We start from the raw sequence: 14,297 nt of genomic DNA, 5'->3' as shown, positions 1-14,297 counted from the left end.
CATGAAGATCGTAATTGCAGATGATCACGCGGTTGTACGTACGGGCTTTTCGATGATTTTGAACTTCCAAGAAGATATGGAAGTTGTCGGAACTGCCGCAGATGGGGTCGAAGCGTATCAAAAAGTCATGGAACATGAACCAGACGTGCTGATCATGGACTTGAGTATGCCGCCTGGTGAGTCCGGATTGATTGCAACAAGTAAGATACTAGATAGTTTTCCAAATACTAAGATATTGATTCTCACGATGTTTGATGATGAAGAATATCTTTTTCATGTCTTGAGAAGTGGTGCCAGTGGTTATATATTAAAAAATGCACCTGACGAACAGTTGTTGTTAGCAATTAGAACTGTTTACAAAGGTCAAACATATATTGATCCGAAGATGACGACATCATTAGTGAAAGAATTTGTACAATCTTCTAATGATGATGCGTATTCTAACGATCCATTTAAAATACTGTCTAAGCGCGAATTAGAAATTTTACCGCTGATTGCGAAAGGATACGGGAATAAAGATATTGCCGAGAAACTATTCGTATCAGTCAAAACAGTTGAAGCGCATAAGACACGTATTATGGACAAGCTTGATTTGAAATCAAAACCAGAGCTTGTTGAATATGCTTTGAAGAAGAAGCTACTTGATTTTTAGAATATATAAAGCAATTTTGTCTGTGAAATCACAAACGAGATTGCTTTTTTATTTTGGACAAAAAGAAACCCAATGTGACAAGTGATGTATTATCACTTGAAACATTGGGCGCTCTAGATTGAAAAAATTATAGTTTTGACTTCATAAGCATGGATGTGAGTGGATGATAAACAACAAATGCCCCACCTAATAATAGAAGACTGTATACAGCAAAAGGTGATGTTGAACTCACACCACCAGTGTTAGGTAAAACTATCAGTTGCGTATGTGGCGGTTGCGGTGTTTGAGATGTGCTAGTATTTGATTGGTTTGATGGTGTCAATGTTTTAGATGAATGAACTTTTGTATCATGATCTGTTGGTGTATTTGTATCTTCATCAGGAACAATAATGAAAGGTGGTTGTTCACCGATAGGTATAGCTTTATCTTGTGGGAAATCATAATCTGTTGGCGTAGGTGGTTCTGTTGAATCATTTGCTGTTAGAGTATCATCATCGGAATCATTATTTGTAGCAGCATGTGTAAAATTTCCAATACTTAATAAACTAAATGTAATTAAAGATGTTGATATAAATTTTTTCAACATGGTAATCACTCCTTACTTTAAGTATGACGAATTAAACTTTTGACTTATTTATAGAAGAAAAAGGACGATAAACAACAAGTGCCCCACCCAATAACAGAAGACTATAAATAGCCAAAGGTGACGCTAAACTCACACCACCAGTGTTAGGTAAAACAGTGAGTTGCGTGTGTGACGGTTGTGATGTTTGATTTTGTTGAGAGATTTGTGGTGATGAAGGTTGATTGGGTTGCGGTATTTGAGTTTGTTGAGAAATACGTGATGATGAAGTCTGATTAGGTTGGGATGTATAAGTATTTGGCAGACTTGCTAACAATCGATCGATATCTTTAATATCTTTAAGCCCTTTATACTTTTTCATCAATGTTTTAGCCGTGATTTGCCCTGTGGTATACGGATCAGGTAAAATAGGTTCTTCCGTAGGTTCAATTTGGTCTTGTGGAAGGTCATAATCTGTGGGAGTGGGTGGTTCTATTGAATCAGTTGCTGTAAAAATATCATCACGAGAATGATTGTTTGAAGCTGCATAAGTATAGTTTCCGATGCTTAATAAGCTAATTGCAATTAATGAAGTTGAGATTGTTTTTTTCAACATGGTAATCACTCCTTATTTTAAGTATGACGAATTAAACTTTTGACTTATTTACAGAAGAAAACGGACGATAAACAACAAGTGCCCCACCCAATAACAGAAGACTGTATATAGCCAAAGGTGATACTGAATGTACACCACCAGTGTTAGGTAAAACGGTTAATTGAGTATGTGATGGTTGTGGTGCTTGAGTTGATAGTGGTTTACTTGCATCATTTTGATTTATAGAATTTGCAGTGTCTGCATTAAAATCTTTGTTGATTATAGTAGGATTATTTACAAGATATGGGTTAGTATGACGATCTTGTTTGCTTAATATATCCTTAATACGTGGATCATTTTGTACATCTTCTGAACTTGGAAGGGTATCAAGAAAGTCGAGATATTCTGATGGCACTTCTGTTCTATTACTTAGGTCATGATAATTGCCATTTTGTGGCTCCCAAGCATATCTTTTTGTCTCTTTTTTAATTGGTTTTGCTAAATGATTATTAGCTGGAATAGTAGTATGTTCATCATTATTTGTGGCAGCATTCGTATTGATTGTAAAACTTGCTGTAATAGCTGCAGTTATAAGAGATGAAGCGTATAATTTTTTAAACATGGTAATCACTCCTTTTATTTTGTGGCTTTTATATCAATATAGCCGACCCATTTGTTTTTATTATTGTATAAAGTGTAATATTTCTTTTTGTTTCCAAGCGTATAGAGACCTTTTGCTTTGAAAGTTTTGTTGTAGTATTTGCTTGTTGGCGCAATTTTTCTAGACCAGAAAAAATCTCCCCAGATGATGTCTTTTTTCGAAACAATCTTAACGGTCTTATTTATTTTTGTCGCAATTAAATCTTTTGTATCTACTTTGTCTACGTAACCTATTAAATGATTGTGATTGTCAAATAAAGAAAGATATTTATGACCGTTTAAATGTGTGTAAATATTTTTAGCTTGATAGACCTTACCTAACTTCACATCTTTATTGGAGCGACGTGTGTACAGATTTAAATCTTTCCATATTTTTATGTTAGATTTGGTGATCGTAATGTTTTTGTTATATTTGATAGGCTTTGGATCGGCACTCCACTTCTTGATAAGAGCTAACTTCTCTTTGTTTATTCGTGTCCCATAATTGTAGTTGGAAAATCCATTAGTATGGATACCTATTATTAAGTTTTTGTCATTTAAAATTGGACTGCCACTCTCGCCATTATATGTGTCTACATCATAAAATAAATTATCATTTGTAAAACTAAGCAAAGTACCTTTTCCTGAATATTGAGTGATAGATCCCTTGTCTCCTGGATATCCAGCAATTTGAAGTGTTTGATTGAGAGAAAGATCTTGTGAAAAGGAAAAATAACCAGTTTTGCATCCTAAATTATTGTCTAATTTCAGAATAGCGAAATCGTACTTGGGTAAACCAGTAGTCTCCCATTCTTTTTGGAGAAATTTTTGAGTGACATGAGCTTGCCCTATTGGCAGTTTTGATTTTGATAGACCTGCATAAACTGTTATATTTTTTGCAAATCCTCCTAGTTCTGAAGAGTAAACATTATGTGCAGCAGTCAATACTGTATTCTTATTAATCATTGCTCCAGTACCAGTACCAGTATTATTTTTGAATTTTATATCTAAAAGTACAATTTTTTTATAAGGGTTTTTAAGATAGTCTTTTACAACAGTTCTAGTATCTTTCCCAATTATTTTTTCATTAAAGAGAGAAGAATTATTCTGTATGGCTTTTAATCCTTCTTGTGGAATATCATAGTTTGTTGGTGTGGGAGCTTCAGTAGCATCGGTGGCTTTCAAAACATCATCATTTTGTGCAGATAGTGTATCTGCATTGCCAAACAAGTAAGTTATTGCAAGTATACTTAATGCGAATGTGACAAATCCTTTTCTTAGCATGTATGACTCCTTTCTGACATCACTCATTTCTCTATTAGTGATTTGATAACAATAAAATAATACTTTTCATCTAAGGGGTAAATCTTTTTGTAAAATAGCTTTTGTGTGTAGAAAATTATTTTTACGAAAAATTCATTTGGGTTAAATGTGAGAACAAGAGAAGAAATAACTGGGAGTATAGTTGAAAGTATTGTTTTCATAGGTTTTAGTGATATATTATTTAAGATTTCAATAAATAACTATTGATTCTATTGCATGTTCAGTAGGGTTATCTTTATGCTTATGCACAAGAGGCTATTGGTGAACGATTGTTTTATTACAATAGTGTAATGTCGTTTTAATAATTTGTGAGATGGATGGAATAGATGTTGGTTAAAGTGTGTTTAAGTGACATTTTAAAAAGGATTTAACAGTGCAGTGATATGCTTTTTAGATGTGTCTGTTTTGTGTTAGGGGATACCCCTGCAAGAGTATAGGGGAAGTCCTTATGTTATGTATTTCACAATAACGTTACACTGAAAGTGAACAAGCGTATCAAAAGTTAATAGCATCATAACCCTTTTTGATACAAGAGATCTATTAAAGAAAAAGGTGAATCAATTATGGATAAGTCAAAAGCTGGTTTGCAGTTAGGGCTTCAAACGCTCAGTTTAGTTGCTGGGTTTATGGCATGGACAATCATTGCACCATTAATGCCATTTATTTCCCAAGATATTGAAATTACAAGCGGTCAATTATCAATCATTTTAGCTATCCCTGTTATTTTAGGTTCAGTATTACGTGTGCCATTCGGTTACTTAACAAATATCGTTGGTGCGAAATGGGTATTCTTTACAAGTTTCGTTGTATTACTTGTCCCAATTTTCTTATTGAGCCAAGCATCAACACCAGGTAACTTAATGTTCGCAGGTTTCTTCCTAGGTGTAGGGGGCGCGATCTTCTCAGTAGGTGTTACATCAATTCCTAAATACTTCGCAAAAGATAAAGTCGGTCTTGCAAATGGTATTTACGGTATGGGTAACTTAGGTACAGCTGTATCAGCATTCTTAGCACCACCAATCGCAGGAATTATCGGTTGGCAAAACACAGTAATGAGCTATTTAGCAGTTATGGTTGTATTTGCACTTATCATGTTCTTCTTAGGTGACGGTAACGAACCTAAAGTAAAAGTACCTTTAGTAGAGCAATCACGTATTCTATTGAAAAACTACAAATTGTACTACTTAAGTTTCTGGTACTTCATCACATTCGGCGCGTTCGTAGCATTCGGTCTTTTCTTACCGAACTTCTTAGTTGAACACTTCGGTGTAGACAAAGTAGACGCAGGTATTCGTACGGGTGTATTCATCGCTATCGCAACATTACTTCGTCCTATCGGTGGTATGTTAGGGGATAAATTTGATGCGGTAACAATGTTAAAAGCATTCTTCTCAATTATGATTGTAGGTGCATTAATCATTGGTTTATCTGACGGTATCTTCTTATTCACAGTGGGTTGTTTAACAGTAAGTGTTTGTGCGGGTATCGGTAACGGTCTTATCTTCAAACTTGTACCACACTATTTCTCAAAAGAAGCGGGTGTTGCAAACGGTATCGTATCAATGATGGGTGGTCTTGGTGGTTTCTTCCCACCACTTGTTATCTCTGCAGTCACTTCAATGACAGGTAGCAGTAACTTAGCATTCATTCTACTTGCTATTTTCGGTGTTGTTGCATTGTTAACAATGTTTAACTTAGCAAAACGCGAAAAAACAGCAGGTGTTCAATAATTATTTAAATAAAAGACACTGTATTTATCAATTACGGTAAATACAGTGTCTTTTGTTATTTATGTGTTTAAAAAGTGTTTTTGTATTATAGTCGATAAGACGACTGGTAATTCTTCAAAAGCACTTTTTTTATGAATACGTTCAGTGACTTTGTGCGCATCTTTGCCAATAGGACCGCAATTCATAAGAGGGGCTTGAATATTTTTGATCGCTTGGAATGGGATAGAATAAGTATTATTGAAAACAGGTGTATTATTCTCATAAGCTTCAAACCCTGCTCCGTTTGGTGAAGGTGAGACATAACTCAGGTCACTAATACCGTTGAAGTAGTGAATGCGTTTTGATGTACGTCCAAAGTGTTCTCGCAATGTTGTATCTATTGTTGAACCAATTGCTTCAGTCAGTGGATGATAAGAAGCATTGGTCGCTGGATAATAAGGTGGTGCAAAGAATGTCACAACAGTTGGTCCAAGCTCTCGACATAGATTCATCAAAGCATCTACAATTGCGATGGATTGAAGATGTGGCTCACTTTCGGTTTGGATTTGTGTCTCAATGAGTTGATGTACGGTATCTTGCCCATAGTTTTCAATCGCATATTGCAGTAAACGATCGTACGTCATCAACTGCATGTTGAGTGGTTTGACATCGGTCTTTGCAATGCGTTGTTGATACTCAGACAGACCTTTTTGTAATCCTTTGGCAGCGGCATCATTGAATAGGTCAAAGAGTTCATTCGCATGACGTTTGAAGAGAAATAGATTGAAAAGTGCCACTGATCGGAAAGGTGTTTGAACATCATAATGTTGTTTAATATCTGTGACACGCAAACTGACCGGTAAGGGTGTTTCTTCATCTTCAAACTGTTCTTGAAAACGTGTGTGATATTCAATTTCTTGTTGGATATAACTCAAAATAAAATTAGAACTCAATCCGATAGCAGGTGTGCCAACATGTGTTTCACGACCATAAACAAGTACGCTCGGCATAATCTTTCCAATAGAGCCTGTGTAGTGATAGTGGTTCGTATCGTGATGGGCTTGTTGAAATGTTGGCTCACTATTTAGATGCAAGGAGATGGATAAATTATGTTGTTTACATAGTGTGTCTAGGTGCGCAACTGCCGCATGCATCCCTTTTGATGTGACTTCTTCATCAGGCACGGTCATCAATACAAGATTGACGTCCCATTGCTCTAATATAGCTTGCTCGATCAATGACATATGAAGCATTAAACCGGGTTTCATATCCATAGAACCTCGTCCAAATAGATATTCCCCAGATAATAAATCTTCCTTGCTCATATCATCTAAATAGCGCATATCTTCTTGAAATGTTGCAGTGAGTTTCTCCATATCAAATGCATATTTCTGATAAGGACCATAATCTTCAATGCCTACTGTATCAAAGTGACTGATTAAAGTGACTGTTTGAGTAGCTTTTGGGGATAGATATGTTGCCACAACGGCATGACGATGATCAACAGTAGGAACAAGTTGTATGTATTCTGGATGTTGCTGGAAGTAAGGGAGTGACATGAGTAAATCATGTACATATGTAGGGAAAGTGACTTCTCCTTGTGAATGCGTCACACTCGAATGTGCAACGAGTTGTTTTAAAAGTTTTGACCGCCCTTCTGGTGTTTGCCAGTTTGTTTCCATAAAAAAATCTCCCTTCATTGTAAAATGTGGATATTTATATTGTAAGTGTTTTCTTATAGGATGTTCAAATGATTTAAGATTTCTAACGATTATGTGACGTAGCATAGCGTGTATGATGAAAATTGTATAATTGTGATAAGATGTATCATATAGACGAAGTTGGAGGCGCATCATATGGCAAAAAAAATTCTAGGCTTTTTATTAGCGGCAGTTGTACTGTTTGTTTTAGTCGGTGCAGGTTTTTTCGGATATAAAGGCTATCAGAAGAGTCAAAACTTAAAGCTGATTGATCAATATTTAACAGAGCAGCATTTGGATAGTAAGATTATTAAAGAAAAAGAAGAATACGACCCGCGTAAAGGTATTTTTTATAAGGAACTGACTTTAGAAGGAGATTCAAAAAATACTTACATTGCGCAACCGATTCATTTAAAACGTGGTCTTTTCTTACAAGGGTTTAATACAGAAACAAAAAAACACGACAAAAAGGCGAAATATAATTTCTTTGATGAAAATTATAAGATGAAGTAAGTATAAATCTTAGTAAAGTATTTACAACATATGACTTTACTAAGATTTTCTTATTTTCAAACATAGAATATACATCATCTTTTGTCTTTTGGTATGATGGTGAATAGAAAGAGATTAAAGGGGAGTGTATCAACAATGACAGAAACAAAGAAATTATTAAAACACTTAACAGATTTGGATGGGATTGCTGGCCATGAATATGATGTCAAAAAAGCAATGAAAGAATTGCTAGAGCCTAACAGTGATGAGATGATTTATGATAATCTCGGCGGTGTTTTTGGAAAAAAAGCATCTCAAAAAGGTCAACGTACACTTATGATTGCTGGCCATCTAGATGAGATTGGATTTATGGTGACGAAGATTGATGAGAATGGCTTTATTAAGTTTACACCAATCGGGGGATGGTGGAACCAAGTGATGCTTTCACAAAAAGTGACGATTACAACAGAAGAAGGTAAAAAAATTCGTGGCATCATTGGATCAAAACCACCACATGTACTTGAAGAGGCAGAACGTAAACAGCCAGTTGCGATTAAAAATATGTTTATCGATGTCGGCGCACGTGATAAAGCTGAAGTAGAAGCGGCAGGTATTGATATTGGTGATATGGTAACGCCATACTCAGAATTCGAAACGTTATTGAACGATGATTATATGACTGCGAAAGCATTTGACAATCGATACGGTTGTGCACTTGCTGTCGACGTATTACGTGCTTTAAAAGATGAATCTGTCGATATTAACTTAGTGGCAGGTGCGAATGTTCAAGAAGAGGTTGGCTTACGTGGTGCACAAGTTGCAGCGCATAAGATTAAGCCAGATCTTGCTATCGCTGTGGATGTTGGTGTTGCGTATGATACACCAGGTATGACGAATGATGGTGACGTCAAAGTAGGCGGCGGCCCATTAATCTTGAACATGGATGCAAGCAATATCGGTCACGTTGGATTGATTCGCCATATTAAGAAAGTTGCCAAGGATCAAGGTATTGAAGTTCAATGGGATTCGTTACCGGGTGGCGGAACGGATGCTGGGAATATTCACAAATCATTAGATGGTATTCCGTCTATCGCATTATCAGTGCCACTCCGTTACATGCATTCAAATGTGTCTGTGATGAGCCAGTCAGATTACGAACAAGCTGTGAAACTTGTTGTTGAAGTCGTTAAGTCATTAAGTGATGACATTGTCGACGAGATTATCTGGTAATGATATAACAATGTAAAGATAAACCTTGTTTATGTGCTGTGGATGGCATAGCAAGGTTTTTCTTATTTACGCAGAAAAAACAGGATTGCAGATTGTAAAAGAAACATGTTAGATTGGTAGAAATAGCGTTTAATAAGGGGGAGTCATATGTCACAACAACATCAAAAACGCTGGATTGGTTATTTACTTGTCATTGTTGGTGCATCTTTTTGGGGGATAGGTGGCACAGTTTCCCAGTGGTTGTTTCAACATGCAAATATTGAAGTGTCATGGTTTGTGGCAGTCCGATTGATCATCTCAGGGCTCCTTTTAATTATGATTGCTTTTATGACACAAGGTGTAAAAGTCTTTGTCATTTGGTGGGATAAACGTGCAGCCGTTCAAATGATTATCTATGGTATTTTCGGTATGCTCGCCGTACAGTATACATTCATGTCTTCAATCAGTCATGGGAATGCGGCGGTTGCGACGTTGTTACAATATTTAGGACCTATTTTTATTATTTTTTATTTAGTGATGACAAAAGTTACAAAGTTTGGTGTAAAAGAAGCGCTCGCCATTTTGTTAGCTTTATCCGGTACATATTTGTTACTGACAAACGGTCATCTCGAAAATCTACAAGTACCTAAGCCTGCGATCATTTGGGGGTTGTTATCTGCATTGGCGCTTGCGTTTTACACAGTGTATCCCGTTCGTCTATTAGCACGTTGGGGATCATTAAATGTCGTAGGATGGGGCATGCTTATTGGTGGTATTGCTTTAAGCTTTGTTCATCCGCCATGGCATGTCATATTATCTGACTGGACATTGCAAACACACCTGCTCTTTTGGTTTGCGATTATTTTCGGTACGATGCTCGCATTTTGGTTCTATATTGACAGTCTACATTACTTGTTTCCACATGAAGCGGGGCTATTAGGAACCATTGAACCATTAACGGCATTATTAACATCTGTCATATGGCTGAATGTTTCTTTTGGTGTATGGCAATTATTAGGGATTGTTTTCATTATTTTAATGGTTGTTGTACTCTCAGTCGTTAAAAAATAATAAACAAACAAGCATCGGTGTATATTTACCGATGCTTGTTTGTTTATTATGAAGTTTAGTGATGATGTGAATGTGATTCCATGTGCATATCGTGAATTTTCATCATCAAACCATGTGGAATATCATCGTGTGCAACCACTTCTTGTTTTACGAACTCATGATCGCCACCTTTTTTAGCAATCAATTTAACGAAGTCACCTTTTTGCGGTTTGAATTGATCATCTGTCTCCAAAGTGACATGTTCTTCTACCTCATTATTAGAAGCATTGACAATCTTTTCTGCCGTTGTATCATCCATCATGTAGCCATAATAAGTTTCTTTTTGGCTCGACATCATAATAGCAATTACAATCCCAGCTGTTACAACGAGCATAGCAACAATAATAACTATACCGAGTGTTTGTTTTTGTTTCATCACGTATTGACTCCTTTATGTAAGATAGACCTATTGTATCGAAAGAAAACGGATACAGAAAGTGATAACTTACATTCTTTGTGTGACAAAATTGTGACTTTAAGTAGTTTTATTATAAATTTTACGGGAAATCCCTTTAGAAAGTGTTAAAAGAAGTTCAATATATAAAAGCTACGGAGAATGCATCATTTCTATCTTTTATAGCCAAAACACCGGTTTAATTATGATAAGATTAAGATAAATTATTGTAGGAGGAAGTATGAATGACCAATCAATTGAAAGGAAATCGTATCCAGGATCAGTGGCTTATCGTCATTGGAATTGTCTTAATAGCAGGTACACTTAGAGCACCTTTGACAGCTGTTGGTCCTATTCTCAATCAAATTAAAGAGGATTTACATATTAACAACGGTATTGCAGGTCTGATTACAACGATACCATTAATTATATTTGGAATTGTTTCACCGATTGTATCAAAAGTGTTAACACGATTTTCAATGACACATGTATTATTTTATGCAATATTACTTTTGATCGTAGGGTTGGTTATACGTGTGAGTGGGGGGATTGTTTCTTTCTTTATTGGTACAGTTATTTTAGGGATTGCAATTGCTTTTAGTAATGTCACATTGCCGGCATACGGTAAATGGCGTTTCCCATTACAGATTGGTCTGATTACCGGTATTTACAGTGTAACAATTAATTTCAGTGCGGGATTAGGTGGAGGACTGAGTTATCCATTTTCAACCATGACACCATTATCTTATCGTTTTTCATTGGTGTTTTGGGGATTAATAGCGATATGTGCTATTTTAGTATGGTTGCCACAGTTAAGAAAAACGAATGACAGTATAGACGATGTCGATATGGACACAGAAGGCGATCAAATGTCGCTTAAAATTTATCGCTCTAAATTGGCATGGGCCGTTGCACTTTTAATGGCATTTCAATCAATGATGTTTTTTAGTATGGTTACATGGTATCCATCTATTTTGGTGAGTAAAGGAATAGCACCAGAATCAGCAGGTTACTTCTTAATGTTGAATCAATTTGCACAGTTGCCGATGACTTTTACATTTCCTATCATAGCAGCCAAAATGCAAAGTCAACGTAATCTTGTTTTTATCATTGTAGGATTAATGGGAGTGGGATTTAGTCTTTTATTTACAGAAAGTTACTGGTTATTAATTCTTGCAATGATATTAACAGGTATGGGAATTGGGGCATGTTTTAGCTTATGCATGACACTTTTCTCAATTCGTGCGAGAACAACACGTGTCAGTATGGCGCTCTCAGGTTTTGGTCAATCAGTTGGTTATTGGGTAGCTGCAATCGGTCCATTTTTAATCGGTGTTGTATACGATATGATGTACACGTGGTCAATTGTGATTATTCTATTATTAGTCATGAACTTAATGGTATTAATCTTTGGCTGGTATGCAACGAAAAATGAATATATCGGGTAGCAAAAAAAGCTGGATGCGAATATCCAGCTTTTTTAGAAGCGGCAACGTGTGTCAGTTAAAGCAATTGCTGACGTTTTGTCGCTTTTGTTTTATATATCTTAATCAGTTTTACTTCGTTATGATGTAATGTGATGTGCAAAGCTTTGTTATAAAAATCATGGATAGTAATGTGTGGTTGCAGTTGAAATGTCTGATGGAGATGTTGAATAACTGGAAGCGGAATATAGTAATCTTCAACATCGGGCGCAATGCCATTTGTCACATTGGAATATTGTGCATCATATGTATATGTTGTGACGAGTTGTTTTGCTAGTGTATCAGATGACGTAATGCGAAAGTAGTAAGATTGTTCTGCTGTCTGTTCAGTGTCGGGTTCAAATGTATTTGAATCTGACAACAGAAGGATATACGCATCTTCAGTTTCATGCAATATATAGTGGTTTGTCTCTATATTGAGATGACCTGCAAAACATTGGTGTATTTGATACATATAACCATAGGACAACTGATGTCCATAAGTATTGAAGTAGCCGATAGGTTGATGTTTCGTTGCTACAAATGAGATACCCACACCTAAAATGTTCGCCGGTAATTGTAATAACAATGCCAAAAATTGTTGCGGGAAAGCACTGGATGTTGGTGGACAGAGATGATTCAATGTCGTTGTAGATAAACCTGTCAAAACGATAGGGCTATCAAAGTCTTCAAGCAATGTTCTAAACGGGTTGGTTGAACGTGTCTCACATGAGATAAAGGCTTCGAAAGGTATGCAATAAAAGTCTACTTGGACAGACTTTTCATTAAATAACTCCTGCCATTTTTGTTGTATCAGCATATCAGAATATGATGTATGCAATGCAAATTGGCAATCCGGTAAATATTGATGAACCCGTTGCTGAATGAATTTGACTTCGTGCACATTGAAAGATTGTGGTCTGACAGCAATAGACAATGTGAAGTCATTTGGTGCTAGAATAGACGGTTGTGTAGTCATCATGCGTATGAGTGGCTGTAAAAATAAGTGATCAAATGTCTCAAATTGTTGCATGTTATTTAAACAAAATACAAGGTGATAACAACGTTTTTTGAGTAGATGACAAAAGTGGTCGAAATCAGCCGTGTTGAGAAACTTCAGATTTTCATTAGTAAAATCTTGGAAAAGTAATGTCCAAGTTGTCTTTGTAAACGTATAGTTCGTTTGAGAGACGATCTGCTTCAATACTTCATATATATGGCAATTGGTGATTTCGAGAAATAATTGCCGAGAATAGGTATAAGTTTGTTGTTTCAATTCGTTGAGATCAACGGTAAGGTTAACGGTTGATTTTGGAACATTAATGAATGATAAATAACGATTGAAGTGTTCGTTATCATAAGGACGAACGGATACTATCGTTTCAGGATAATCTGATTGATTGCGATAGTCGGCTGGACTCGTACCTAAATGAGACCTGAATATTTTAGAGTAATGATTATAATTGGAAAATCCATATTGTACCGCAATGTTTTGTATTGTTTCATTTGTTGTTAATAGTGATGGAATGGATAATCCAAGCCTTAAAGTATCCAGGAATATTTTGAAACTAAAACCTAAATGTTTCGTGAAAAGAATAGAAATATAAGATGGTGATACGTAAAAGTGTTCACTTAGTTTTTTTAGAGATAGACGTCTATCCAAATTGTCGTATATATAATCTAAAACTTCTTTAAGTAATGTGTGTGTGTGCACATCATTGTTGGTAAAAAATTAGTTGAGGTTAATATGAATGCTTCATCGAAAAGCAATTCTAAAATATCATACATTAAAATACGATGTTGCTTCTGGATAGGCTGCTGTATAGCATGCTTCAATAATGTGATGATGCGTTCATGAGATGCGAGTGCATTTTGGTCAAAATAGCAGTCGCAATATGTAGGGATATATTTTGAGAAGAAATGCATTGGGATACGGACTTTGATAAGCGATTGAGCGTGAGATATTTGAATGGTATCTAAGCGATTCACAATCAATAGTTGATCATAACAAGAAGTGTGTCTACCATTGTGCTGTACTTCAAGGATACCATCTAAGGATACGAATAATTGTACTTCATCTAACAAGCGATAGGTCTCAGATTGGTGATGCGTCAATAAGTCAATTGTAATACCTCGCATAGTTTCCCCATCCATTCTAAAGAGACGTAATAAATATTTTTAATTATATAATTGTGCAATGGACACTCTCAATGCATTTTAGTGAAGTGTAAATTTTTAGCATGTTTTAAAACAAAACAACATATTGATGGGTATAAAAAGAGTAAAAAATTAGCACATGAGTAAAGAAATGAAGTAAAGTATTAAAAAAATGAGTAGAGAAAAGGAAGATAAAGATAAAAAATCTATGCATTTGATAAAAGGATGAAAGGTTTTATGAAGTATAAGTTAATGGGATAAGAAAAAAATGATGAATCCTAGACTTAAATAC

The 14,297-nt window shown here is 35.7% G+C and carries 14 protein-coding genes and 1 pseudogene; 6 read left to right on the top strand and 9 right to left on the bottom strand.

Features of this window, described 5'->3' with window-relative positions:
- Position 1 precedes the first annotated feature (1 nt).
- A complete protein-coding gene (gene nreC / locus C7J88_RS06150; RefSeq protein WP_095117776.1) occupies positions 2 to 652 on the top strand; it encodes a nitrate respiration regulation response regulator NreC in 651 nt (216 codons plus the stop codon).
- A 127-nt stretch (positions 653 to 779) separates the two neighbouring features.
- On the opposite strand, the gene C7J88_RS06145 is transcribed toward nreC, so the two are convergent.
- From C7J88_RS06145 to C7J88_RS06130, 4 genes are read right to left on the bottom strand one after another with little or no spacing between them, the layout of a single operon-like run.
- Positions 780 to 1,238 carry an LPXTG cell wall anchor domain-containing protein gene (locus tag C7J88_RS06145; protein WP_095117774.1) on the bottom strand — a complete coding sequence of 153 codons (459 nt, stop codon included), beginning with the start codon at positions 1,236 to 1,238 and terminating at the stop codon, positions 780 to 782.
- Between the two features lie 31 nt (positions 1,239 to 1,269).
- Positions 1,270 to 1,830 (bottom strand): hypothetical protein, encoded by a 561-nt coding sequence (locus C7J88_RS06140; protein ID WP_095117772.1) that lies wholly within the window; start codon positions 1,828 to 1,830, stop codon positions 1,270 to 1,272.
- 31 nt (positions 1,831 to 1,861) lie between these two features.
- Positions 1,862 to 2,431, bottom strand: coding sequence for a hypothetical protein (locus C7J88_RS06135; protein ID WP_095117770.1), 570 nt, complete (start codon positions 2,429 to 2,431; stop codon positions 1,862 to 1,864).
- A gap of 14 nt (positions 2,432 to 2,445) precedes the next feature.
- Entirely contained in the window at positions 2,446 to 3,732 is a 1,287-nt protein-coding gene (locus tag C7J88_RS06130; RefSeq protein ID WP_157728707.1) for a trypsin-like serine peptidase, read from the bottom strand.
- Positions 3,733 to 4,334: 602 nt separating this feature from the next.
- On the opposite strand from C7J88_RS06130, the gene C7J88_RS06125 reads away from it, so the two are divergent.
- Positions 4,335 to 5,501 carry a nitrate/nitrite transporter gene (locus C7J88_RS06125; RefSeq protein ID WP_095117764.1) on the top strand — a complete coding sequence of 389 codons (1,167 nt, stop codon included), beginning with the start codon at positions 4,335 to 4,337 and terminating at the stop codon, positions 5,499 to 5,501.
- 59 nt (positions 5,502 to 5,560) lie between these two features.
- Here the strand turns inward: C7J88_RS06125 and C7J88_RS06120 are convergent, their stop codons facing one another.
- Positions 5,561 to 7,162 (bottom strand): M20/M25/M40 family metallo-hydrolase, encoded by a 1,602-nt coding sequence (locus C7J88_RS06120; protein ID WP_095117761.1) that lies wholly within the window; start codon positions 7,160 to 7,162, stop codon positions 5,561 to 5,563.
- Positions 7,163 to 7,336: 174 nt separating this feature from the next.
- On the opposite strand from C7J88_RS06120, the gene C7J88_RS06115 reads away from it, so the two are divergent.
- The 3 genes from C7J88_RS06115 to C7J88_RS06105 all read left to right on the top strand — a co-directional run bounded on the left by C7J88_RS06115 (position 7,337) and on the right by C7J88_RS06105 (position 9,952).
- Positions 7,337 to 7,693 (top strand): DUF3139 domain-containing protein, encoded by a 357-nt coding sequence (locus C7J88_RS06115; RefSeq protein WP_095117759.1) that lies wholly within the window; start codon positions 7,337 to 7,339, stop codon positions 7,691 to 7,693.
- Positions 7,694 to 7,828: 135 nt separating this feature from the next.
- The gene (locus C7J88_RS06110) at positions 7,829 to 8,902 is read left to right on the top strand and encodes a M42 family metallopeptidase (protein WP_095117758.1); all 1,074 of its coding nucleotides are present in this window, start codon (positions 7,829 to 7,831) and stop codon (positions 8,900 to 8,902) included.
- 147 nt (positions 8,903 to 9,049) lie between these two features.
- Positions 9,050 to 9,952 carry an EamA family transporter gene (locus C7J88_RS06105; protein WP_095117756.1) on the top strand — a complete coding sequence of 301 codons (903 nt, stop codon included), beginning with the start codon at positions 9,050 to 9,052 and terminating at the stop codon, positions 9,950 to 9,952.
- Between the two features lie 55 nt (positions 9,953 to 10,007).
- Here the strand turns inward: C7J88_RS06105 and C7J88_RS06100 are convergent, their stop codons facing one another.
- Positions 10,008 to 10,367: a DUF4889 domain-containing protein gene (locus tag C7J88_RS06100; protein ID WP_095117753.1), complete on the bottom strand. Its 360-nt coding sequence runs from the start codon at positions 10,365 to 10,367 to the stop codon at positions 10,008 to 10,010.
- Between the two features lie 263 nt (positions 10,368 to 10,630).
- On the opposite strand from C7J88_RS06100, the gene C7J88_RS06095 reads away from it, so the two are divergent.
- Positions 10,631 to 11,833 (top strand): CynX/NimT family MFS transporter, encoded by a 1,203-nt coding sequence (locus tag C7J88_RS06095; RefSeq protein WP_095117750.1) that lies wholly within the window; start codon positions 10,631 to 10,633, stop codon positions 11,831 to 11,833.
- A 55-nt stretch (positions 11,834 to 11,888) separates the two neighbouring features.
- Here C7J88_RS06095 and C7J88_RS10640 read toward each other — a convergent pair whose 3' ends face one another.
- The 3 genes and pseudogenes from C7J88_RS10640 to C7J88_RS06085 form a co-directional block, all read right to left on the bottom strand.
- Positions 11,889 to 12,881: a hypothetical protein gene (locus C7J88_RS10640; protein ID WP_229709399.1), complete on the bottom strand. Its 993-nt coding sequence runs from the start codon at positions 12,879 to 12,881 to the stop codon at positions 11,889 to 11,891.
- A gap of 375 nt (positions 12,882 to 13,256) precedes the next feature.
- Positions 13,257 to 13,562, bottom strand: a pseudogene (locus C7J88_RS10770) (helix-turn-helix transcriptional regulator); the annotation flags it as partial.
- Complete coding sequence (locus C7J88_RS06085; RefSeq protein ID WP_095117745.1) at positions 13,529 to 13,987, bottom strand: hypothetical protein; 459 nt, start codon at positions 13,985 to 13,987, stop codon at positions 13,529 to 13,531. The gene C7J88_RS06085 and the pseudogene C7J88_RS10770, both read right to left, overlap by 34 nt.
- Positions 13,988 to 14,297: the final 310 nt, after the last annotated feature.

The organism is Staphylococcus muscae, from assembly GCF_003019275.1.
GTDB classification, from domain to species: Bacteria; Bacillota; Bacilli; order Staphylococcales; family Staphylococcaceae; genus Staphylococcus; species Staphylococcus muscae.
This window is presented reverse-complemented; position numbering and strand designations above follow the sequence as displayed.

Coding starts and splice junctions, on each gene's coding strand:
- nreC (WP_095117776.1), top strand. CDS start 2: ATGAAGATCGTAATTGCAGATGATCACGCGGTTGTACGTACGGGCTTT.
- C7J88_RS06145 (WP_095117774.1), bottom strand. CDS start 1,238: ATGTTGAAAAAATTTATATCAACATCTTTAATTACATTTAGTTTATTA.
- C7J88_RS06140 (WP_095117772.1), bottom strand. CDS start 1,830: ATGTTGAAAAAAACAATCTCAACTTCATTAATTGCAATTAGCTTATTA.
- C7J88_RS06135 (WP_095117770.1), bottom strand. CDS start 2,431: ATGTTTAAAAAATTATACGCTTCATCTCTTATAACTGCAGCTATTACA.
- C7J88_RS06130 (WP_157728707.1), bottom strand. CDS start 3,732: ATGCTAAGAAAAGGATTTGTCACATTCGCATTAAGTATACTTGCAATA.
- C7J88_RS06125 (WP_095117764.1), top strand. CDS start 4,335: ATGGATAAGTCAAAAGCTGGTTTGCAGTTAGGGCTTCAAACGCTCAGT.
- C7J88_RS06120 (WP_095117761.1), bottom strand. CDS start 7,162: ATGGAAACAAACTGGCAAACACCAGAAGGGCGGTCAAAACTTTTAAAA.
- C7J88_RS06115 (WP_095117759.1), top strand. CDS start 7,337: ATGGCAAAAAAAATTCTAGGCTTTTTATTAGCGGCAGTTGTACTGTTT.
- C7J88_RS06110 (WP_095117758.1), top strand. CDS start 7,829: ATGACAGAAACAAAGAAATTATTAAAACACTTAACAGATTTGGATGGG.
- C7J88_RS06105 (WP_095117756.1), top strand. CDS start 9,050: ATGTCACAACAACATCAAAAACGCTGGATTGGTTATTTACTTGTCATT.
- C7J88_RS06100 (WP_095117753.1), bottom strand. CDS start 10,367: ATGAAACAAAAACAAACACTCGGTATAGTTATTATTGTTGCTATGCTC.
- C7J88_RS06095 (WP_095117750.1), top strand. CDS start 10,631: ATGACCAATCAATTGAAAGGAAATCGTATCCAGGATCAGTGGCTTATC.
- C7J88_RS10640 (WP_229709399.1), bottom strand. CDS start 12,881: ATGCAACAATTTGAGACATTTGATCACTTATTTTTACAGCCACTCATA.
- C7J88_RS06085 (WP_095117745.1), bottom strand. CDS start 13,987: ATGCGAGGTATTACAATTGACTTATTGACGCATCACCAATCTGAGACC.